18 protein-coding genes are annotated in these 22,349 nt (G+C 69.7%); 8 read left to right on the forward strand and 10 right to left on the reverse strand.

The features are described 5' to 3' along the window. Positions 1–115 precede the first annotated feature (115 nt). From B9O00_RS24325 to B9O00_RS33170, 10 genes are all read right to left on the reverse strand, one after another. Positions 116–1,699, reverse strand: a complete 1,584-nt coding sequence (locus B9O00_RS24325) for a formylglycine-generating enzyme family protein (RefSeq protein WP_085125340.1) — start codon at positions 1,697–1,699, stop codon at positions 116–118. Continuing rightward, on the reverse strand, positions 1,692–2,909 hold the full coding sequence (locus B9O00_RS24330; protein ID WP_085125341.1) for an ABC transporter permease family protein: 1,218 nt from the start codon (positions 2,907–2,909) through the stop codon (positions 1,692–1,694). Before B9O00_RS24330 ends, B9O00_RS24325 begins: the two co-directional genes overlap by 8 nt. Beyond that, positions 2,906–3,646, reverse strand: a complete 741-nt coding sequence (locus B9O00_RS24335; protein WP_143596336.1) for an ABC transporter ATP-binding protein — start codon at positions 3,644–3,646, stop codon at positions 2,906–2,908. The genes B9O00_RS24330 and B9O00_RS24335 overlap by 4 nt, the downstream gene beginning before the upstream one ends. Then, positions 3,643–5,646, reverse strand: a complete 2,004-nt coding sequence (locus B9O00_RS32695; protein WP_143596337.1) for a vWA domain-containing protein — start codon at positions 5,644–5,646, stop codon at positions 3,643–3,645. The genes B9O00_RS24335 and B9O00_RS32695 overlap by 4 nt, the downstream gene beginning before the upstream one ends. Before the next feature lie 20 nt (positions 5,647–5,666). Then, a complete protein-coding gene (locus tag B9O00_RS24340) occupies positions 5,667–6,800 on the reverse strand; it encodes a hypothetical protein (RefSeq protein ID WP_085125343.1) in 1,134 nt (377 codons plus the stop codon). An 11-nt stretch (positions 6,801–6,811) separates the two neighbouring features. After that, positions 6,812–9,481 (reverse strand): virulence factor SrfC family protein, encoded by a 2,670-nt coding sequence (locus B9O00_RS24345; protein ID WP_085125344.1) that lies wholly within the window; start codon positions 9,479–9,481, stop codon positions 6,812–6,814. A 45-nt stretch (positions 9,482–9,526) separates the two neighbouring features. Then, positions 9,527–12,499: a virulence factor SrfB gene (locus B9O00_RS24350; RefSeq protein ID WP_159460315.1), complete on the reverse strand. Its 2,973-nt coding sequence runs from the start codon at positions 12,497–12,499 to the stop codon at positions 9,527–9,529. Positions 12,500–12,551: 52 nt separating this feature from the next. Continuing rightward, complete coding sequence (locus tag B9O00_RS33165) at positions 12,552–13,859, reverse strand: DUF2135 domain-containing protein (protein ID WP_159460316.1); 1,308 nt, start codon at positions 13,857–13,859, stop codon at positions 12,552–12,554. Beyond that, complete coding sequence (locus tag B9O00_RS24355) at positions 13,856–15,049, reverse strand: S1 family peptidase (RefSeq protein WP_085125346.1); 1,194 nt, start codon at positions 15,047–15,049, stop codon at positions 13,856–13,858. Before B9O00_RS24355 ends, B9O00_RS33165 begins: the two co-directional genes overlap by 4 nt. Positions 15,050–15,293: 244 nt before the next feature. After that, positions 15,294–15,443: a hypothetical protein gene (locus tag B9O00_RS33170; protein ID WP_159460317.1), complete on the reverse strand. Its 150-nt coding sequence runs from the start codon at positions 15,441–15,443 to the stop codon at positions 15,294–15,296. 1,706 nt (positions 15,444–17,149) lie between these two features. Here B9O00_RS33170 and B9O00_RS24360 point away from each other — a divergent pair. The 8 genes from B9O00_RS24360 to B9O00_RS24390 all read left to right on the forward strand — a co-directional run. Next, positions 17,150–17,695, forward strand: a complete 546-nt coding sequence (locus B9O00_RS24360) for a hypothetical protein (RefSeq protein WP_085123959.1) — start codon at positions 17,150–17,152, stop codon at positions 17,693–17,695. A 66-nt stretch (positions 17,696–17,761) separates the two neighbouring features. Beyond that, positions 17,762–18,340 (forward strand): DNA-binding protein, encoded by a 579-nt coding sequence (locus B9O00_RS32700; RefSeq protein ID WP_179243957.1) that lies wholly within the window; start codon positions 17,762–17,764, stop codon positions 18,338–18,340. A gap of 469 nt (positions 18,341–18,809) precedes the next feature. Further along, positions 18,810–19,268: a hypothetical protein gene (locus tag B9O00_RS33175; protein ID WP_159460243.1), complete on the forward strand. Its 459-nt coding sequence runs from the start codon at positions 18,810–18,812 to the stop codon at positions 19,266–19,268. Next, entirely contained in the window at positions 19,262–20,233 is a 972-nt protein-coding gene (locus B9O00_RS24370) for a phage protease (protein ID WP_159460244.1), read from the forward strand. Before B9O00_RS33175 ends, B9O00_RS24370 begins: the two co-directional genes overlap by 7 nt. 6 nt (positions 20,234–20,239) lie before the next feature. Next, positions 20,240–21,172 carry a Mu-like prophage major head subunit gpT family protein gene (locus tag B9O00_RS24375; protein ID WP_085123961.1) on the forward strand — a complete coding sequence of 311 codons (933 nt, stop codon included), beginning with the start codon at positions 20,240–20,242 and terminating at the stop codon, positions 21,170–21,172. Positions 21,173–21,351: 179 nt separating this feature from the next. Further along, on the forward strand, positions 21,352–21,627 hold the full coding sequence (locus B9O00_RS24380; protein WP_085123962.1) for a phage tail assembly protein: 276 nt from the start codon (positions 21,352–21,354) through the stop codon (positions 21,625–21,627). Further along, positions 21,624–21,824, forward strand: coding sequence for a hypothetical protein (locus B9O00_RS24385; RefSeq protein WP_143598799.1), 201 nt, complete (start codon positions 21,624–21,626; stop codon positions 21,822–21,824). Before B9O00_RS24380 ends, B9O00_RS24385 begins: the two co-directional genes overlap by 4 nt. Then, a partial coding sequence (locus B9O00_RS24390) for a tape measure protein (protein WP_200808549.1) occupies positions 21,821–22,349 on the forward strand: 529 nt, incomplete at its 3' end. The genes B9O00_RS24385 and B9O00_RS24390, both read left to right, overlap by 4 nt.

The raw sequence follows: 22,349 nt of genomic DNA on the forward strand, positions 1-22,349 counted from the left end.
CCCCACTTCCCGGAATGCGATCAGATTGAAACTATGGCCTTCTCAAAAAGCGCTCCAGATAACCATAGCAATTCAACCGCAGATCGGTCCAAGAAAAAAGCATGCCTTCCGCCATCTATAGTTGATCCAGGTCCTTCTTGATCACGGCGATCTCCAGGCCGCCGCGCTCCTGCCAGCGCTGGAGATGACCTGCAAAGACGTCGGCATAGCGCGACAGCACTGGGCCTTCGATGCGGTCGAAGCGATCGGTGACGATCTTCAGCTGGTCCGAGGCCAGGCCGGGAGCGTAGTCCGCAGCCGACTGCGCCAGCACGGCCGTGTAGACATTGAGGGTCAGCTTCAGCCTGTGCTGCGTGACCTCGATCAGCTTCTTGTAGTTGGCCAGCTCGGCCTGGGCCTCCGGGTCGTTGCCCGGATCGCCGAGCAGCTTGACGACGCCCTGTATGCCCGCCAGGTCGTGTGCGTCGTCGATGTACTGACGGATGATGAAGGCACCGGATTCGATGGCCGTCTGGATCGCCCGGCGCTCGATGTCCGCTCTCGCCGAATCCCGGCTCCGCACGACGGCGGCGAGCTGTGAGAGCTCGCCCCGGATCTCGAAGTCGCTGGTCTTCTCGGCGAGCTGGCGGAGTGTCTCGGCGGGATCGACGTCGGCGGGCAGCGACGCCGAGGTTCCCGCCTCCACCGCCTCGCGCCAGTCCTCATCGAGCTGACCGATACGCTGGTGGCTGACCAGCACCGGCGCCGCGACCTCGACGCGGATTCCGGCAGAGGGAGGCGCGAGCGGCTGTCCGGTCCGGTCGTTGTAGTAGCTGAACTCGGTGCGCAGCGCAGTCGAGATGGCGCTCTCGTCGGTCCAACAGGAGCCCCCCTTGACGACGAAGCCGCCGTTCTGGCCGTGCAGTCGCCCGCCGCGGTTCAGGCGGTAGGGCTCCAGCATGATCTCCTCGACGTTGCCGAGGATGTCGAAGAGGCCGAGCGGATTGGGCCGCAGCCGGCCGACCAGCTGCAGGTCGCCGCTGCAGGAGCGCGGCCCCTGGAACCAGGCGTAGCGACTGAGGTCGCCCTCGGGCATGGGAAAGAGCGGACGGCGGAAGTCGGCTTCGCCGACGGCGCGCCCGCCGCGCGCCGCGAACTCCCATTCCGTCTCGGTCGGCAGACGCAGGAAGCTACGCTGCCCGTCCTGTTCAGGCAGTGTGTCCGGCGCCGTCCGGTTGAGCCAGACGGTCAGGCGGCGTGTGAACTCGACGGCCTCGAACCAGGAGACCCCGGCTTTCGGCAAGCGGCCGCGCATGCTGGGCTTCGGGCAGGTCGCGCCCATGACCGCCGCGTACTGGTCCTCGGTGACCTCGTACTTGCCGAGCAGGTAGTAGCGGCGCCCGGGGTCGTTGCCGTCCGAGAGCGAACCGGCGACGTAGGCGAAGCGGGTGAAGCTGGAATAGGGATTGGAGCTAGTCGCCGATCCGAGCTGCACCCGGAAGTCGGTCAGCCAGTTTCCGGGCAGCGTCGTATCGATGCGCCGCAGGGCCAGAGCACCGCCGCACGGCAGCGGCAGGACGACGTCGTCCGACATCGGCACCGGATTCCAGAGCTGCTCGCGCCATTCGGGCGGCGGCGCCGACCGGGCGGGCGAGCCAGCGGCCAGCCAGAGAAGCAGGCCGGCGACGCCGCCGGCCAGGAGGGCGGGCAGGCTATCCACGATTCAGTCCTCCGGCAGGATCCACTTCCGTCGTCCGCATCGCCGCCACGACGGCAGCGACCGCCGCTCCGGCCAGGCTGACCAGGATCGCGATCGCGTAGTCGCCGCCGCCGACGGCACAGGCCCGCGCTCCGGCCGGCAGCCCCGCGCCGAACAGCCGGCTGATGCCCGCACAGGTCGCCTGCGAAAGCAGCGTCGCGGTCAGGCCACCGGCGAGTGCCACTGTCAGGGCCTGGGTGACCGGGAAGGCGATCGCGGCCCGGCGGCCCAGCCCCTGGAGGCGCAGAAGCGAGAGCGCCGGCACCTTGCGCACGACGTTGGCCCAGAGCGTGGCACCGAAGGCCAGGACGTAGCCGCCGAGCGCGACCCCGGCGATGATCGCGAAGATGCCGCTGAGGCTGCGATCCAACCCCAGCACCGCCTCGACCTGGGCCAGGTGCGAGCTGACCAGGTAGCCCTCGTCCTGCAGGCGATCGACCAGCGGGCGGACGTCCTCGAGCCGCCGCGCGTAGAGACGCAGGTTGGCGAAGCGGTCCGGCCGCTCTCCGCCGGCGACGCCGTCCCAGCCGAATCGGGAGACCGCGTAGCCGTCCCGCCATCGCTCGAAGGCGATCAGCAGGGGCAGCTCGACCAGGGCGCCGCGCGCCTGCCAGCGCGCGTTGTCGACCAGTCCGACGACGGCGAGGTCGAGGAAGACGTGCTGCGTCGCACCGCCCGAGATCCGGCTGACGATGGCGGTGACCTTGTCGCCGACAGCGATGCCCAGCGCCTGGGCCAGCGCCTCGGTCAACACCGCCGTCTCGCCCTCTGGCGGCGCGACGCCGGGAGGCAGCAGAGGATCGCCCGCCGCCGAGGCCAGCAGGCTGCCCCGCTCGATCCGGCCCGCGCCGCCGTCGCTGCGGGCGAATTCGACGTTGGCCGCGAGCGCACGGGTGTGCGGCATGACGAAGCCGACCCTCGGATCCGCCCGCAGCGAGTCGATCCAGCTCGCCTCGTAGAGGCGGTCGCCGATCAGGCTGATCTGCCGGGTCCGGGGATCCGACATCAGCTCGCGCGTCAGGCCGTCGATGACGCCCGACTTGAGGCCATAGAGCACGAGCAGCGGGGTCAGCACGGCGGCGAAGGCCAGGATCTGGCAGAGCAGGCCGGTGCGCTCCCGCAGCAGGTCGCGCAGCCCCATCTCCGCCGCGAGCAGGAGATCGCGGATCATCGGCGCGACCCGTCGAAGACGCTGAACTGCCCGGAGCGGTTTGCCTGGAGCAGCGGCCCGACCTCCTGGAAGCCGAACCGGCCGATCAGGTCGTGGTCGTGGCTCGCCAGCACCAGGGCCGTGCCCGACCGCTCGGCCTCCTCGACCAGGAGGCTCATCACCCACTGGGCGCTGGACGCGTCCAGCGACGCGGTCGGCTCGTCGGCCAGCAGCACCGGCGGGCGATGCGCGAGCGCGCGCACGATAGTGGCGCGCTGGCGCTGGCCGACCGAAACCTGGTCCGGATAGCGGTCGAGCAGGTCGCCGATGCCGAGCCGCTGGACAAGCTCGGCCAGCCAGCGGCCGTCGCGACGCCGGCTCAGCCGCTGGGTCAGCGCGATGTTCTGGCCGATGGTCAGGAAGCCGAGCAGCCCGCCGACCTGCTGGACATAGCCGAAGAGATCCCGGCGCAGGCGCGTCAGGGCCGCCTCGGCGCCGTCGCGCCACAGCTCCATGACGTCGAGGTCGATGCCCAGGTCCGGCGCGCTCAGCCGGAACCGGCCGTCGCCGATCGGCGCCAGGGACAGCGCCAGGATCTCGATCAGAGTGCTCTTGCCGCTGCCGTTGGGCCCGGTCAGGGCAATCCGCTGGCCGCGGGCGACCTGCAGGTCGCGGACGTAGAGCGTGAACGCCCAGTTGCCGTCCCGCCGCACCAAGCCCAGTTCCCGCAGGGCGATGATCGGCCGGTCCGTCGTCACGGCAGCAAGCCGAGGGGGATCGGATAGACCAGCTCGTCGTCCGAAGCATCGGCGTTGAGCCGGATCCAGCGGCTCGCGTCGTCGTGGAAGTACTGGTAGGCCCTGATCTTCGACTTGACCGTCGCCAGGATCTCGTCCTGGCGCGCCGGGCCGAAATCCAGCCAGGTCGTCTCGTTCAACTCCATCAGCTGGCTCTCGTAGGGCAGGTGGGCGAGATAGGCGTCGAGCAGGTCCCCGAGGCTGTCGATGCGCGCCGGGTCGACGCTGCCTGGATCGGTCGCAGCCCGCGCGACGACGCTGCGAAGCTGGGCGAAGAAGGTCGCCGGATCGTGGTCGAGCGCCTCGCGCCCGGCCTCGAGAACGGCCTGGAGCGCGGTCGAGAGGTTACTCAACTGCTCCTTGGTCAGCAGGACGCGCACGTCGAAGGCCTTCCGGCTCGGGTCGTTCAGGGCGAAATCCGGGGCCCAGCCGTTGAACACGGAAGGAGCCTCGACGCCGCGCTCGCGACCCAGCCACGCGAGCCGCATGGCATGGCCGGCGCAACGGATGGCGGCGACCAGATGCGCCGCTCCTTCGCCGGCCGCGGCACAGTCGCTCGCCTCGGCGGCACGATCGCGCTCGGTCCCGCCGGAGGCGGCAGTGGCGCCGCTTTCGATCTGCCCGACCATGGCGTCGACCACTTGGTCGAGCGTCGGGCCGAAGGCAGAGATGTCGCCCTCCGGCACCCGGTAGAACGCCGGGCGGCTCATGCCTGTCCAGAACGACATCTGCTTCAGCTGGCGCTCGGCGACTGCGTGATAGGCCTCGCCCATCGGTGTCGCCAGCAGCATGGAGATCACCGCGATCGTCTTGTCGCGCGCCAGTTCGTTGACCCGCGCCGGCGACAGCCGGGTCGAGGAGAAGGGGTCGTCCGCCTCGCGGACGCCGGCGTCCGACAGGAAGATGATGAAGCGGCCTCCGAAGTCCTTCCATTCGTCCCGGCCGATGGCTTCGACCATGCCGGCAAGGCCGTCCTCGTTGAAGCCGGCGCTCGGGACATGCGACACCTTGAGCTTGCCGAGCGCGGCCTCGAAGGCGTCATGGTCCGGCGGGACCTTGAGCGGCGCCACGACCTTGGTGAGGTACTCCAGGCCGGGCGCAGGCATCAGCGCGTCGCGGAAGGCGACCATCCCGAAGCTGATCCGCTCGCCGACCGGCGAGGCGCGCAGGCGTTCAAAGATGTGTTCGATCGCCTGGCGCGTGCGGTCGATATAGCGCTTCATCGAGGTCGTCGTGTCGACCACGAACATGACGCCGACCCGGTAGGCTGCCGCCGCGTCGGCTGGCGCCGCCGGCTCCTCCGACAGCGGGATCGAGGCGATCTCGGCGATCTTGCCGCGTGCGCCGGAAGGCAGGAACTCGTCGGTCGCGCCGAGAATCGGCAGCAGGTAGAAATGGGAGCGCAGGTCGACCCACTCCTCCGGCTCGATCGAGATGACGCCGCTGTCCGGCGGCAGCGTTCCGGAACGCGCCTGCTTGACCAGTTGCGGCGCCAGGACCGGCAGCCGCTCATCCTCGACGACGCGGAGCAGGGCATCGCGGTCCTTGAAGAACAGCACCGGCAGCCGCCCGGTCGGCTCGCCGAACGCCAGCACCATGGCCTGGTTCCAGGCGACCGTCTGGTCGGCGCGGATCCAGCCGCCGGGCGCGCCCAGCCGGTTGGCGCCGACCTGGAGCCACTGCGTACCGTCGACGGTCTTGCGAGCGAACACGTAGTAAGCCGAGAAGGTATCGGGCGTGGTCCCCGCCGGTTCGCCGACGTGCGCCACGATCTGGGCGCGCGGGCGCGTCAGGATGCGCTGGTACAGCCCGGGAGTCTCGTCGACCAGCAGGGGGTCGGCCAGGGCCGAGGCGGCATCGGCCAGGAGAACCGCGAGCAGCAGGAGCAGCAGCGACGAAAGTCGACCGAGGCAGCGCGCCGCGCTGCCGCAGACTGCGTGTCGGGATCGGACAGGTGACATGGCGTGCCCCTCGGTTCCTGTCAGCGGCCGCAGGCCGCCGCCGTCTTCTCGCCTTCGACCGCCTCGGCGACCTGCGCCACGGAGTCTCCCGCCGAAATGCGGTCCCTGAGCTTGCCGATGATCGTGTCGTAGGCCGTTGCCCTGTCAGCGACTCCCTGGCCGCAGGCCTTGGCGAGCAGCCTCATGGCCTCGGCCGGGTTTCGCTCGAGGAAGTACTCGGCGAGGCGAAGCGTCGACGGGCCGTAGCCGTCGTTGGAGTTCCGCCTGAGCAGCGGCACGGCCCGATCGATGTTGCCGGTCTCGAGCGCCTGCAGCGCCTGGGCGTGGCGTTCGGCCGGCGAGGGGGTCGGCGGCGCGGCCACTGCCGGGCTCGGTTCGGTCGCTGCCCTCCCCGAGGGCGCCGTAGAGGGCGCCCTCGGGGCGCCCGGTTCCCCGTCGCCCTCGTCGGGGCCGAACAAGGCGAGGACGTCGTCCCGGATGCCGTGGAAATTCTCCCGGAACGCGAAGGCCGCGCCGGCAACGAGCAGCAGGAAGACCAGCAGCACCCCGACCTTGAGCCAGGCCGGCATGCCCGGACGCGGCTCGTCCGGCCCGGCCGTCGTCCGGAGCCGTTCGACCGCCGGGTCCTCGACACGGACGGTCTCTTCGTCACCAACCTGCCCGTCGGCAGTCTCCTCGTTGCCCCCCGCCTCGCGTCCCTCGGCCCCGGCGTCCTGTCGCGCCTCGTCGGCACTCTCGTCGGCGCTCTCATCGGGCGCAGGAGCAGCGGAACCGTCATCCGGCGGCTCTTCGGTCCGCGCCGGGCCGAGGTCCGGCGGCATCTCCAGGCTCGGCGTCAGCGGCGGCCAGCGCAGGGCTTCCTCGACGTCAAGTTCGGGGATCCGCAGCGCGACCGGATCGTATTCCTCGACGACGTTGACGATCTGCGGCCCCAGGACCAGCACGAGGTCGCGTCCTTCGGTCCGCTGGGCGACCGGCCTGAAGGCATGCTCTCCCGACTGCCAGCCGCGCGGTCCCAGGCAGGCATCGCTCTGACGGAACCGCCGGATGCTGACCGACAGCGGCCGCTGCCCGGCCGCGGCCCGGCCGGGCAGGCGCAGCAGCGCATAGCCGCCGCTCGGCCTCGTCTCGTCGTCCAGGATCTCGATCGCCATTGCCTTGCCCCTCAATGGCCGGCGACCGCGATGACCACGCGCTCGATGAGTTCGCCGAGCCGACGGTTCTGCTCGACGTCGACCAGCCCGCCGCCGGCCGAGGCCGCGTTCTCGGCGGCCAGCAGCAGCAGCGCCTTCAGCCACGCTCCCGGCACCTGGCCGCGGGTGCGCAGCATCTGCTGACCGTCGGCGGGCAAATCCGGAAAGTCGCCGACCGCCGGCATCGGCCGGGCGACCAGCGCGTCCGTGCCGGAGCCGCCGGCATCGCCCAGATCCCGCCCCAGGCGCACCACCAGCCCGTTGATGATCTCTCCGGTCACCATCGCGACCCGAGGGCGATGCTCGTCCGGCCGCTGATGGAACTGAACGATCGGCTGCACGGAATCGGCGATGCGCCGGTCGAGGCCATGACGTCGCGCCGCGGCCCGCAGCTCGTGCACGACGGTCGAGAGGTGCTCGGGCTCGACGCCGTAGCTGCGCACGAGCTCCTCGTGGCCGACGACGTAGTCCTCCAGGCGCTCCAGCCACTGCTCCACGGCGGCGATGCCGTAGCGGGTCGACAGGCTGCCGTCGGTCGGGTCGGCGCCGGCCGCCGGCTCCGAGCCGGCCGGCCCGTCATCCGACAGGAAGGCGTCGTCGAGGATGATCGCCCCCGTGCTCGCCCCCGAACCGAAGCCATCCGTTCCGCGGCCGGGCCCGGGCTCGCCGCGCGCCGTCTCCATGAAGGTCTCGCCGAGCATCGCCTGATCGGCCTGGAGGAAGGCGATGAACTGGCCGATCAGGTGCGGGCGCCTCGACAGGGCGGCACCGACCTGCCTGGCCCTGTCCCGGCGTTCCTTGACCCGCTCGGCGAAGTCTCCGGCCTCGTGGAACTCCGCGAGGTCCTCGCACATGCGCTGCGAGAGCGCACGGGCGCGCGGCAGGATCTGGTCGTACTTGAGATCGGGGTCGCAGGTCGGCGTGAGGCGGTCGACCAGATAGCTGATGCCGCCGTCGTTGCAGATCAGCACGGCGTCGAACTTGCCCTCCGGGTCGGCCATGTGCCGACGCACGAGCTCCATGCCGACGAAGGTCCGCTTGAAGGCCGCGAGGCGCTCGACCTGATCGGCCACGATGCCCGTCTCGGCCGGCACGTAGCTTTCCGGGCAGCCGGGCGGCGCCGGCTCGTAGGTGAAGAGGTCGCGTCGCATGAACTTCGGGTTGCGCACCAGGAACAGGTTGTCGAACGGCCTGTCCGGCAGCCACTCCGAGATCCAAGGCTGGTAGAACTTGACGTCCTTGTTGAAGCGGTTGCGGACGACGTCGTCTGCATTGCTGCCCTCGCTCAGGTTGAACAGCGTGTCGGCCTTGGTCAGGCAGTAGAACAGCGCCACGCGCTTGCCCTCGCGGTCCGCCGGCCGGGCGCCGTGGGTCCGGGCGATCCAGCGCTGCACCAGGTCCGGCAGCTTCTTGACCTCCTGGTTCCGCTCGTCGGAGCAGAGCAGCATGCTGTTGAGGTCGAGGTCGGCCGAATACTTGTCGAACAGCACCGCGACCTTGCCGCGCAGATAGCAGTAGGAGCGGTTGGTCGGCCGGGCGTTCTCGCCCCTCAGGTAGTCGGCCGCGACCTTGCCCTGCTCGCGGCTGCGCGCGCCGGGGAAGTCGAGCAGGTCGGTATGCTCGAAGAAGGGCCAGGGCTCGTGCTCGAGCGTGATCCTGAGTTCGGCCGTCAGGGCGCTGACCACCGGCTTGGGCAGCGCCGCGGTGGTGCGCCGCTCGGTCATCAGCGTGACCTGCCCGGCCGCGCCGTCGCTGTCGAGCTCGGAGATCGTGCCGACGTGCAGAATGCCCTTGGCACGGTCTCGGATCGCCTCGAGCGGCGCGAAGGCCATCTCCGGGTGGCCGAGCAGGTCCAGCGCGTCCTTCAGCTTGCGGTACAGCTCGGTGAACTCGGGGATCGAGCCCCACAGCGGCGCCAGGGCCTCGGCCCGGGCGTCCGGCTCCAGCGCGGGAGCCGTGCGCTCGAGCCTTTGCCAGTAGGCCTCGGAGGCCCCCTGGTCGGCGTTGAGCGGATGGTCCTCGAGCTCCTGCTGGACGTAGTCCTCGAGCTCGAAGACCACCTCGACCTCCAGGCCCGGCAGGACGCGCTCGCCGGTCCGCTCGGCGAGCCGGTCGAACAGGCCGGCGATCGCCTCCTCCTCGACCGGCACGTCTGGCCGCCCCTTGAGGTCGAGCACGAAGGTGTTGGCCAGGATCTTGACGAGGTCCGCCTCGCGCAGCATGCGCAGGACGACCGGATAGTCGGGGCCCGGCGGCGGCACCGGGACGGCCGAGAAGCGGGTCACCAGGCCGGTGGTCTCGTCGCCGCCGACCGGGTTGACGTGCTCCAGGAAGTTCAGCCGCTGCGTGTCGGCGCCGCTGCCGAACAGGATCCGCGTCGGCTTCTCCGAGGGGTCGATGAAGCGGCCGATCATGAAGGACTTGCCCGACTGGCTGGCGCCGAAGACGCCAACCGACATCGGCCGTTCCGCCGCCTGCGCGAGCTTGCGGGCCTCGACCGCCGCCTTCTTGAAGCGCCGCTCCAGCCCGGCGCGGCGGGCGCCGACTGTCTTCGGGTTGTCCTGGAACCAGGTAAGCGCGCCGGTCGCCGCATCCGCCATCGCGTGGCAGCCCTTCGCCAGGGCCTCGTCCTTGCTACGCATCGTCGTTTCCGTCCCCTTCGTTCCGACCGGCCGCGGCCTCCGCCGTCATCCCTGGTGCGGCGTTCTGAGGATCCCACTGTCGAGCCAGTAGCCCGCCTCGGCCCCCTGTTCGGTCTTCAGCGTCTGCAGGCGGAAGATGATCTGGTTGGTGCAGACGGTGCCGAGCGCGTCGGTCGCATCGACCTGCTTGAAGTCCTCCAGAACGGCCTCGTTGTCGTCGACGGTCTGCCGCTCGAAGCGCACCTTGATCGGCGGCTGCAGCGTGCGCGCCGCCCGCTCCGGATTGCGGTAGCTGACGTAGTAGAGCGGCGTCGTCCTCCAGCGCGCGATCGGCAGCTGACGGAAGCCGATGAAGGTCGGCCCCTCCATGGTGAGGTCAAAGCCGACGACGCCCCGGCCGGTCTCCAGGTCGATGTTCTCGAGCAGGACGTTGTCGTCGGTGATCTCGCCGCGCTGGTTCATCATGCCGATGTAGCGGGCGGTCGAGTGCATACGGAGCTCGCTCGACTTCATGTAGAAGCCCTCCATCCGGCCCTCGCAGGCCAGGCAGAGCATGGCCCCGACGGCCGCCGTGGTCTTGGGATCGCTGATCCGGTAGTTGCTCGCCCGGAACGGGTACCAGGGGCCGACCTGGTAGCGATGCATCGCGATCACGTGGTGCGGCGGCAGCGGCAGCTGCGAGTGCAGGCGCTCGCGGACCACCGGCAGCCGCGACGGACGGCCGCTCAGCAGCAGCAGGTCGCAGCCGTAGAAGCGCACGACGTCGCAGAGGTCGTCGAGCATGGTTCCCAGCACCGACAGGGTGACATTGGCCATCTCCGCGGGATCCATGACGATCGCCAGGTCGTAGAGCGAGAAGTCCGTGGCGCCCCGCCGGCGCGCCTCGCCCTCGAGGTAGGCGACCACGTGGGGCTGCGGCCAATGCTCGGCACGGATCAGCTCCGACACCCTGCGCGTCTCCGGCGCCGCCGTGCGACGGTCGTCGGTGCTCTCGTAGAGGTTCAGCAAGCTGACCGCGATCGGCGTGAACACCTGGTTCACGAAGGTCGCCCTCAGGGTCCGGTCCTGCTGGGACATGACGTCCCGGTCGCCGCCGAACAGATCGGTCAGCAGTTCGGCCGGGTTGGCCAGGCCCGAGGCGCGCAGCGCATCGGCGAAGCGCGGCAGCACGCAGTCCTCGATGACGACCTTGACCAGATCGTCTCCGGCCAGCCGGAAGCCCTCGCGGAACATCTGCCGCGGATGGACAATGCGCCGCCCCTCGACCTCGTGCTGGATGACCATCAGGTCGGTGGTGCCGCCGCCGATGTCGATGCTGGCGACGCGCAGGGCCGGCCCGCCGAAGTCGCCCCGGCGCCCTTGGCCGATCAGCCCGAACAGCTCGGCGGGCTCGCCCTGGTACTTGTGGTTGATCTCGTTGTGAAGATAGACGAGATGGGTGCAGGTCGCCTCGTCCCAGTCCATCTTGACCGTCGGCTTCCTGTGCAGCGGATCGTCCGCGGCCCAGCCCATGATCTTCCAGATCAGCTGGCAGGCGCTCTCGGCCCGCCTTCTCAACAGCTTCTGCTCGGCCAGGGAGGTCGCCGACGGCAGCGTCATGATGACGTTGTCGAGGCGCCGCGGGACATTGCGATTGGTTCGCTGGCTGCGCAGGGCCGGTGAGTTGATCTGCACCAGGGCGTGCGACAGCAGCTCGACCAGCATCAGCGTGTACAGCGAGCTGCGCGAATAGCGCGGCGAGGTGCCGACCGTCCCCAGGCCGGAGGCGACCGAATCGCCCTGCTCGGTGAGTTGCGCGACCATCGGGCCCTTGATCTCGGGCGGATCCTCGCCCCGCGGCGTCAGGCCGCGCGTGTTCGACCAGGGCTGCGGCCGCGCGGCGACATCCCAGAGATAGCGCTTCGGGCTGGACAGGCCGGTGATGCCTTCGGTGCCGTCGGACTGGGCCGCGAGCCAGGTCGCCTCGGGCCCGACTCGCACCAGGCTTGGCCACCAGAAGGCGTTCTTTCGGCTGACCCGACGGGCGTGGGCCGGACTGCCGAACTGGGCAGGTGAGAACTCGATCCAGGTCTCGAAGGGCTCCGAGTAGACGAACTCGGGCCGGGTCAGATCGCGCAGCTCGAGGCGTGCGACCTGGCTGAGGTCGATCTGGTCGCGGCCACGGCCGCGCTCGATCAGGATGCCGCAGGTCCGGCTGTTGCCGACGTCGATGACCAGGTCGACGCCGATCGGCTCGGCGTGCTCGGGATCGGTGACGGTGTCCAGCAGCTTGATGCGCGGCGGCCGGCAGCCGGCGGCGATCGCCTCGAGCAGGACCAGATACTGGCCCCAGAACTCGCCGGGCTCGATGTCGTCCTCGCGGTAGCCGCGCCCGCGCAGGCGCGACAGGCAACGCAGATAAGCATCGCGTAGCCAGCGGCGCACCGGCTCTGCCTCGACGAAGAAGCCGATCTTGAGCGGGTCGCAGGCCAGCTGGAACTCGACCGGGTCGGAGGAATCCCGTGGCTCGGGCGCCAGGTAGGGCGCGTCCTTCTGCTTGGCCGGGCCGAGTGTGGTGTCGAAGGCCAGTGTCACCCGGTGGCTGTTGCCCTGCCCGTCCGGCTCGGCGAGCGTGGCGACGCGGCCCCGGCACCAGCCGGCCGGGCCGTAGTCGTAGGCCTCGCCGCTGCCGTCCTCGCTGAGCCGGCGCCGCAGGAAGGGCATCGGCAGCCACTCGCCCGAGAACACCGAGAGGGCGTTGGCGGCCCGGTAGGCGGCGACCTCGTCCTCCGGCACGACCCGGCCGCCCGGAGCCTGCTCGGAGATCCAGACCAGCCCCTCCTCGCGCTCCTCGAGGGGGTGCAGCCGGACGATGCGCCGTCCGTCGCTGTCCAGCTCGCTGCGGACCTCCGGCCAGAACGAGCGAGACAGCCGGGCGACGGCGGGCCGGGCCAAGTCGAGCCCGAAGTCCAGCATCTGGATGCCGCTGTTCGGCATCAGCGTGACGACATCCTGGAAGTCGATGAGCTGCTTCAACATCTCGCCCGGCCGACCCTCCCCCCTGCTATGCGCGACACTGCCCGACGCTCCGCTATTCCAGCGTGAAAGACGCCACGTAGTCGCCCGCGCCACTCGGCGCGACCCGGCCCTCGTAGACCTTGGCCTCGTCGCCGATCTTGACCCGCAGACGGAACGGCACCGGCGACACGCCGGCGCCGCGTCCCTTGTAGTTGTCGACGAAGACGCGGTATTTGCCCGGCCCCGCGCGGCCCGCCTCCCAGTAGATGTTCTCGACCGGGCTGTCGCGGCGGTCGTCGCCGCCGTTGGCATCGACGTCGAGCAGGCCGCCGCAGGACGAGCGGTGGTTGTAGGTGATGACGCTGCCGTCGGGGCAGACCACCTTCAGGTCGAGATCCGGATAGCCGGCCGCCTCCCAGATCAGCGTCACCAGGATCTCGCCCCTGTCGCGGGGGCGGACGCCCTCCAGCGCCCGGTCGAAGCTGTCGGGCTCGCCCGGTGGCGGCGGCGCGTCGCCCGCCGCGTCCGCGTGCGCCCGCGCCGAGCAGGGCGGCAGGTCCCGCAGCGTGGCCTGCAGACGCTCCATCTCGGCCTGCAGGGCGTTGCCTCGGGCCCGCTCGTCGGCGAGGGCGGGCGTCGCAAGCAGGGTTCGCGGGCAATAGTCGATCAGGCCCCGCCCGAGCGGCAGGCCCAGGCCACAGCCGAAGAAGAACAGGAACAACAGCAGGGCGATCAGCAGCGCGAACAGCAGCCAGAGCAGATTCCACCAGCTCCAGCGCTCCGTGATCACCAGCGTGCTGGCCAGCAGCTGGCCGGCCGGCTCGGCGGCAGTGGCCGGCGGCGGCAAGGGCGGCGGCTTGAGCGGCGCCGGCTCCACCGGCGGCGGCTTGGCGCGCAGATAGTCCTGGAGCACGGCCAGCGGCGGATCCGGCAGGTCGTTGAGCGTGCCCCAGTTGATCAGCACGGGCTGGCCGCCGACGTCGTAGAGGATCGGCCGCTCGGCGGGCAGCAGGAGCGCCGAGTTCAGCGTCTCGCCCATGCGGCGCAGCTCTTCCTTCGGGCTCGCCCGCAGGACGTCGGCGCGAGCGCGCAATGCCTCGCTCAGGCTGCGCGCCCGCAGCCGCGTCTGGTCCTGTCGGTCCTCCTCGAGGTCCTCGAGCGGCACGGCCTCGCCCTCGAGGCCCGCCGGGCGATACCACTCCACGGCATCGCTGCCTTCGGCGACCGGCTCGGCGAAGAGCCGGGCATGCTCCGGGCCGAGTTCGGGATCGGCCTCGATGAAGGCGACCATCTGATCCCAGGCATCGAGCGTCCGGCGCCCGTCGATGCCAACCGGCCGCAGCCCGACCAGACTGGTCTCGACGATGCTGTCGCGGCTCATTCCGCCGTCCCGGCCGGCGGGGCCGCAGCCGGGTGCGTGGGCTCCGCCGGGGGCGCGCTCGGACCGGCGGGCCCGCAGGGCCCGCGGCTCTCAGACGCATCGATCGCGTGGTCCTTCAGGAAGGTCTCGAGCTCTGCCGCCGCCAGGGCGTAGTTCATGCGCCGATAGGTCTCTTCCGATCGCACGAAGGTGTTGACCCCGACGACGCGGCCGCAGCGGTCGACCAGGGGGCCGCCGCTGTTGCCCGGCGAGACGGCCGCGCTGTGCAGGATCAGCGCGGCGCCGGCCGGCCGCTGGAGCGCAGTGATGACCCCCTCGGTGAACGAGACCGTCGGCATCGCCGACATGTCGCCCTCCTTCAGGCGGGCGAAGCGTTCGTCGGTGTCGACGACCAGGCCCGGGAAGCCCGCGGCGATGACGTCTTCGAGGCGCCGGACGTCGGTGTTGAGGGCAAGCGACGCCGACGCGCCCGGCGCCTCGATCGAGAGCACCGCGAAGTCGGGCCGGCCGATCTCGTGGTTCGGCGAGCGCGCCACGACCTTGGCCGCGGTCGGTCCGCCCAGCCCGCGCGCCAGCACGAAGGTCCGGGCTCCGGGTGCCTCGCCGACGACATGGAGGTTGGTGACCACCAGCGTCGGCGAGATGAAGAAGCCGCTGCCGGTGGCATAGCCCTCGCCCGACGGATCACCCGACACCACGAAGGCCGTCGCGGCGTCGAGCAGGTCGACCAGAGTCTCGGTCGCGTCGCCGGCACGCGCCCGCGCTTCCGCAGGCAGCGGCAGGGTGCGCGGCGAGGGATCGGCGGCGCCCGGCGGCGCTGCCATCGGGGTCAGGCCGTAGCCGCCCGGGGCACGACCATAGAGTGTCCCCGCGTCGTGGCACACGGCCCCGTCGGCCAGGCCCTGCAGCTGGCCGATGCGCTCCTCGAGGCTGCGGTTGGTCTCGCGCTGCATGTCGGCGAGCTGCCTGTCAGCCAGGCCGGCGGTCTCTCCTGGATAGAGCAGGACGCCGGGAACGAGGAGGAGCAGCAGCAGCGCGGCCGCCACAGCGCAGGCGACCGCCGGAGCCAGCCAGGGCCGCCGCCGGTCCTCGACGAGGATCTCCCGCCCCGGCGTCCCGGTCTGTGCGCCATCGGCGGCGCTGGTCTCGACCGGATCGCCCGGCGAGGTGTGCACCTCTTCGCGTGCCATGTTGCCCCCGAACGACTGGCAGACGCGCCACCACAACCCCTCATAGAAAAGTAGAGGCACTTCAACGCGTGCGCAAGAATGAAGAGCCTCTGGATGTGATTCTCCCGGCGCAGCGCCTGGACCGGCCGGCCCGCCAGCCGACCCTCCCGCGCTCGACGACGCCCTCGAAGAAGACGGCTCCGCTCTCGGCGCGCCGATGGCCCAGCGAGAAACGAGTCACGTGCCGCCGGTCGGAGCAAGGCGCTCAGAGCAGGGGGAGGGTGATCTCGGCCCAGGCGGCCAGCTGCTCGAGGGCCTGGGCGGTTCGCAGAACGGTCGCCTCGTCGAAGGCTCGGCCGACCATCTGAACGGCGAGAGGCAAGCCGTCAGACAGCCCGACCGGTGCGCTGGCCATCTTGTCAGTGTGGGGAGGTGATCGCTTTGAGACCTGGGCGTTGGCGAAACAGCATTCTAAACAGTGACTTACGCGATCGTCGATTTGACACCAAATGCGCAGTTTTCGGCAGAACTGGTCATTTTCGGCGCGAGATTTGAGACTCCATGGCGACTTCCTGAGCAACTCGCCTGCAAGGCTGCGCAACGGTGAGCGCGCAACGCAAATTTTACGGTCCCGATCGGTGACCGTTAAACGAGGCGTGGTTGGCGCCTAACGCTTTACAGACGGCGCTTTCATCAAGGATTTCATGTAGTTGGCGATAGCGGGGCGCGATGCCGACCCGATTGAAGCGTAAATGAAGGTGCCCTCGGTTGGAGGTATTAAACACACCGTTTAACAGGTCGCCGAGAGCAACCAAACCGGGTCAGAAAACCGGCTCCCGGCATTCATGTAAGTTCGGAGAAGATGAATGGAACTCCGAAATCGAGCATCGGACCATTCATCTTATTTCGGAGTTCATTAAGTCGTTGATGCAGAATCATAAATTCGGACACCTAATCAACGGGTTCCCTCTCTAACTCCGAAAAACTTGAATGCCTGGAGTCTCCCTTCAACTCGCCATTCTTCTCTCCATGGTGGTGGTGGCGTTCCGGTCACAGCTCGGTTCGCCAGGTGTGACCGGAGACGTCACACCTGAGTTCCCGGTCACACCTCGACATTCTCTCGCAATATCAACGCGATAGAGAATCGACAATGCGTCATCGCCCGCGGCGAGGTGTGACCGGGAAGGCCGCCGAGCCCGGTTCAGCCGCAAGGAAGGCCGCTGAACCGCATGCACAAGGCCCGCTGAACTGATTCAGCGGCGCGAAGTCATTGTATTTTCAGCGCGATCTGGGATGGGCGATCTTCACCGTTCCGACGGTCGCTGAACGGCGAAGATCGCGCGCAGCGGCTGCCGGCTCACCCGTGGGTTGACGCCTGCGGTCTTTGCGACACCAGCCGCCTTCGCAGCCTCAGACCGGTTTTTGAAACACGCCTACACCTCTCTGAGCCGGGTTACCGGTTCGGATCGGAAACCGGGAACGGCTGCATCGCGTGCCGCAGTGCGTTCCCACTTCTCATAAGCCATTGATAAAACGACACTAAACAAGATAAGACCGGAACGCCGTTCCCAGTTTAAGTGGGAACCGAAAATCCGGCTTGACCGGACCGGTAAACTGGCGCCGCCTCACCCGTGGGTTGACGCCTTCGGTCAGAGTTCATCGGCCGAACTCTGACCGAAGGCGCATACCCGAACTCTGGCCGTCAGAGTTCCGAAAAGGTCAACGTTCGCAACACATTGCGGATGTTCGTCATTCCATGCGAGCGCGTTCGAACTCTGACGCGAGCGCTGCACGGCGGCGCCGGCAAGACGCTACCGGCAAGCGGAAGCGGTTCCCGCCGAGTTGACGGAGTCGCAGGCGTAGCCTACCTTGTTCGTGGGCGTCGAAACCCACCAAAGAGGCGGAACGCACCGCCGGACGGCGACAGGCCGTCGAACGGTGCTTTTTTGTTGGTCGTTCGGCTTAGCGTGGCCCTTGCCACGGCGAGGCCGGGAGGCGGCGGCAGATGTCCAGGGCGAAAGCCTAAAAGCCGTCGCGCCGTGCCTCTTTGCGGTTTCGAACTCCCGGCTGCCCGAGCCATTCGGGCCGGTGCCTTCGAAAGCACGCAAAGAGGAGACCGACATGACCAGCTCTCTCAGCAGCCTCGGGCTGCGCGAATTCACCGACTTCCTCGACCAGCTGCACGACGCGGCCTGCTCCGTCCGCCTGATGGGGACGCTGCTGGCCACCGCGAACGACCTCGGCATGCTCGACGACGACGAACGGCACGGCCTGTTCGTGCTGTCCCGGTCGATCGCGGCGACCGTCCAGGAGGCGGCCGACGAGGCGCGCGAGGACTTCTTCGGGGCCCGCCGCGCGCTGGAGCAGGCGCTCGACGGCGAGGCCGAGGAGCCGGCTGGTCGCGGCATGAGCACGGAGGAGTTCTTCGAAGAGGTCAAGCGGGTCGCCCGGGCCGAGATGGCGGCCGAGGCCGCCGGGGAGCATGCGCGCGCCCGGCGGCGTGGCCGTGCGGGGAGGACGGCCCGCGCGGCGCTCGACCGGCTGGAAGCGGCGAAGGCGGCCGAGGCGGAGACCTATCCGAAGCTCGACGCCGCCGAGGCGGCCCCGGCGGAAGAGCCGGCGCCGCAGCGCAAGCCGTCGCGCCGCCGCCGCGCCGCCGCCGGCTGAAGCCAGCCGAGCGAGCCACCTGAAGGCGGGCCCCTGCGGCCCGCCTTTCCCTTTGGAGGGCAAGAGATGCGGGACAACGACTTTCCCCTGACCGTGACGGTCGGCGCCGACGAGTGGGCCTACGTCAACCGGCGCATGCACTTCCTCGAGGCCGTCGTCATCCAGGTGCTGCGCCACAAGGCGGGCCTGAAGGAGTGGTTCAGCGCCGCCGAGCTGGCGGCCTTGGGCCTGCCCGGCCTGCCGGCGACGCGCCAGGGCATCAACCGGGCGGCCCGGCAGCGCGGCTGGCGCTTCCGGGAGGTGCCGGCGCGGAGCGGCTTCCGCTGCGAGTACCACGTGACGACGCTGCCGGCGGCGGCGTTCGACGACCTGGTCAAGCGGATCGTCACCGAGCGGCGCCAGGTCGCGCCGATCGCCGGCACGGCGCCGAGCCTGCCGGCCGGCCCGGCGGTCGCGCCGGCGCCGAGCCGGACGGCGCCGCAGTGGGTGCTGCCGCTGATGCGCATGCTCAAGCGGCGCGAGGCGAGCACCCTGGAAGCGGCGGTCGAGCGGCTGGCGGACCGCCTGCCGCCGGACGTGCGCTGCCCGAGCTACGCGGAGGCGCGCGAGACGCTGGCGGCGCTGGGGATCGGGCTGCCGGCCTGACGGCCTGCGTCGCGGGCGGGGAGAGGGCGGCCGGCGACCGGCCGCCCTTTCTCGTCGGGGCTGCCCTTGCCCGGCCGGCCGGACGGCGCCATGATCCGGTCGACGACGGCATCGGTCGGGATGTGGCCCCGCCAACCGGTGCCCGGTGGCACGCCGGCCACATCGGCGAGGCCCCCAGAGAGCCCGCCGCGACGGTCGCAAGGACCGGCGGCTTCCAGGATCGCCGTTAAACGGTCCTTAAACGGGGCTACGCGGCGATCTGGCCCCAAGAGGCTGCCGGGGTAGCCTTCACCCCCTCCGCGGCGCTCACGGGCCTTCCAGGCGCTTCCGCGCGCACTGCCCTCCAACACCCTTCGGCGCCGCGCTGCCGAGCAGCATGGATCCCGCACCACACACCGGAATGTCTTCCTCTGACTTTGGGTCGTTGGCACGAACATTATCGGCGTGTCAGGCGGAACTGTTTCAGGTCATGGAAGAGAAAGACGAGGCGAACCGGGATGTTCTAGTCGCGCCGGGAATTACCCGAGGCGAGCTGCTGGCGTTTTACCTGCAGCAGCCGAACAAGCTGCCGATGCCGATGGGAGAAACAACCTCCAACATCTTTTCAATCGTCGGATACGAAGGTCTGTTCGCCCTGATCGATGCATTCGGCGGTTCGAAGATATATGTATCCAGATTTAACGGGTACAGAAAGCTCATCGAGCTTGTCGGTGAGGAAAAGGCGGCAGCACTCTACGATCACTACCATCGCGACTACATCGAACTTCCCTCCTATAGCAGTCTTGTATCGATATACCGGCCGGAAAAGTTTGCAGAACTCAGGGAGGACGGTGTCTCGACTGGCGAGATGGCGCGCCGCTACGGCTTGACGGAGCGGGGCGTGCGCTACGTCCTTGCCAGGACCGGCGGGAGGAAGCCGACGTGCTGATCACCGCCTCTTCCGTCATCGCCCTCCATGCCACGCCGACCGCGAAACCCTATGAGCAGTGGGTGCACCTGATCCCGGCCGGCACCTTCTCCGGCCGCGACGGGCGCGGCCCCTACCGCCTGACCGACGCGGCGGCCGTGATCGAGGCCGCGCGCCGCTACGCCGGGACGGCGCAGATCCCGATCGACTACGACCACGCCCTGGACAAGGCCGCACCGGAAGGCCGTCCGGCCCCGGCGGCAGGCTGGATCAAGGGCCTGCAGGCGCGCGCGGACGGGATCTGGGGCCTGGTCGCCTGGACCGAGCGTGCCGCCGCGTCGATCTGGGCGCGCGAGTACCGCTACCTGTCGCCGGTCTTCCGGCACCGGAAGGACGGCACGATCACCAACCTGCTCCGCGCCGGCCTGACCAACGTGCCGAACCTGGAGCTGACCGCCCTCGCCTCCCAACAGCAACGCAACGGAGACCCGTCCACCATGGACATGGAAGAGTTCATGCGGCAGCTCCGCGCGGCCCTGGGGCTGCCGGACGATGCCGACGCCTCGGCGATCCTCGCCGAACTCAAGAACGCCGTGACGGCCGCGCAGTCGGCCGCGCCGGACCCGGCCCACTACGTGCCGATCGGCGAGTTCGAGCGCCTGGCCGCCGAGCTGAACCGCGTCAACCAGGGCGTCTCGGTCCAGGCCGCGGAGATCGCGGTGGACCGGGAGATCACGGCCGGCCGCCTGGCGCCCTTCCTGCGGGAGTGGGGCGTCAACCTGTGCAGCGTCAACAAGCCGGCCTTCGACGGCTTCATGGCGAAGACCGGCCCCGCGATCCGCCAGCTCTTCGAGCCGGGGCCGGCCACCGCCCTGCCGCCCAAGGGCTGGAGCCCCGGCGGCAGTGCCCTCGACGACACCGAGCGCGCCGTCTGCGCCGCCCTCGGGCACACGCCCGAGGAGTTCACCAGGAACCGGGAAGGCTGACCGTCCATGCTCATCAACGCCGCCAACATCCGCACCCTCTTCGAGGGCTTCAACGTCTCGTTCAACAAGGGCTTCGAGGGCGCCGAGAGCCACTACCGCGACGTCGCGATGATCGTTCCGAGCATCACCAGCGGGAACACCTACGGCTGGCTCGGCCAGTTCCCGAAGCTGCGCGAGTGGGTCGGAGACCGCGTCATCCGGAACCTGGCCGCGCACAGCTACGCGATCGAGAACAAGGACTTCGAGAGCACGATCTCCGTGCACCGCAACAAGATCGAAGACGACCAGTACGGGATCTTCGATCCGCTGTTCCAGGAGATGGGCCGCTCGGCGGCGGAGCATCCGGACGAGCTGGTATTCGCGCTGCTCGCCAAGGGCTTCGAGACCAAGGGCTACGACGGCCGGTTCTTCTTCGACAGCGACCATCCGGTCAAGGGTCCGGACGGCCAGGCGCAGAGCGTCAGCAACGTCCAGGCCGGCGCCGAGACGCCGTGGTTCCTGCTCGACGGCAGCCGGGCGATCAAGCCCCTGCTGTTCCAGCCGCGCCGCGACTACAAGCTGGCCCGGCTCGACCGCGAGGAGGACGAGAACGTCTTCATGCGCAACGAGTACATCTACGGCGTGGCCGCGCGGGCGAACGCCGGCTTCGGCCTGTGGCAGCTCGCCTTCGCCTCCAAGGCCGCGCTCACCGCGGACAACTACGAGGCCGCGCGCCAGGCGATGATGGAGATGACCGGCGACGAGGGCCGGCCGCTCGGCATCAAGCCGAACACGCTGGTCGTGCCGCCCGCGCTGGAGGGCGCCGCCCTGCGGCTGCTCAACAACGGCACGCGGGTCGAGACGGTCATGGTCGGCGACCCGGCGGCGCCGCAGTCGGTCGCTATCCAGAACGAGTGGAACGGCACGGCCAAGCCGGTCGTGTCGGCCTGGCTCGCCTGATCACAGGCGGGCTGATCGCAGGCGGATCGTCACCGCGCCGGGCAAGTCGGTTTTCGCCTTCCTGCTTGCACCGAGGCGCGGTGATCGATGGCCGGGGTTTCTGACGGCGTTCCCCGGCCGGTACCGGGGGCCGGAGCGGGTGCTGCCGCTCCGGCCCCTCCCCCAAGTGGAGCTGGCACATGACGGAAACGGTCATCCCCCTGCGGAACCCGATCCGCGACGACGCGGGGCAGCTCGTCACCGAGCTGCGGGTGCGGCATCCGTCACTCGCGGAGGTGCGCCGGGCCGGCCGCCGCCGCCCGACCAAGAAGAGCCGGGCGTGGGCGGTCTCCACGATGATGACCGGGCTGTCGAGAGCGACGCTGGCGCGGCTGACCGGCCAGGACGCGGCGGCGGCCGAGGAGACGATCGCCGGTATCCTGGATGTGCTGGGCAGGGAGGCCGGGCTGTGGTGAGTGCCTTGGAGATGCTGTGGGCCGCCGGCCTGCGGATACCGGCCGGGCTCACGGACGGCGAGATGGCGGCCATCAGGGAGGCGATCATGACCCTGACCGCGCGCAGGCTCACGGCCGAAGAGGCAATGGCTGAAATCGACGGCCTGGTAGCTCGGCTGCGGGCCGAGCGGGCCGAAAGCGAGGGGTACGCGACATGAGCCAGATGAAGCTCTCTGTCATCTTCGAATTGGCCGACCGTTTCACAGCCCCGGTCCGGCGCATTCAGAGCCAGATCGACCGCCTGACCGAGCCGGTGCGGCGGGTGAACGGCGCCCTCGGCCGCTTCGGCGAGGCCGCCGGCCTCGGCCGTGTCTCGGCGGCGCTCGGCGGCATTACCGAACGGGCGCGCGGCCTCGCCGGGGCGCTCGGCCAGGTCGGCGGGCGCCTGGCGCTCTTGAGCGGCGGGTCGGCCCTCGGCGGGCTGTTCCTCTTCAAGAGCCAGTTCCTCGACACGGCCACCGAGTTCGAGAGCTTCCGGGCGGTCCTGGAGACCATCGAGGGATCGTCCGAGAAGGCCAAGGTGGCCATGGACTGGGTCTCGGACTTCGCCGCCAAGACGCCGTTCCAGCTCGGCGAGGTGACCAGCGCCTTCGTCGATCTCCGCAACCTCGGCCTGGACCCGACGAAGGGCGCGCTCCAGGCCGCGGGCGACGCCGCCGCCGGCCGGCGCAAGACGTTCGAGG

Source organism: Tistlia consotensis USBA 355 (assembly GCF_900177295.1).
Lineage (GTDB): Bacteria > Pseudomonadota > Alphaproteobacteria > Kiloniellales > DSM-21159 > Tistlia > Tistlia consotensis.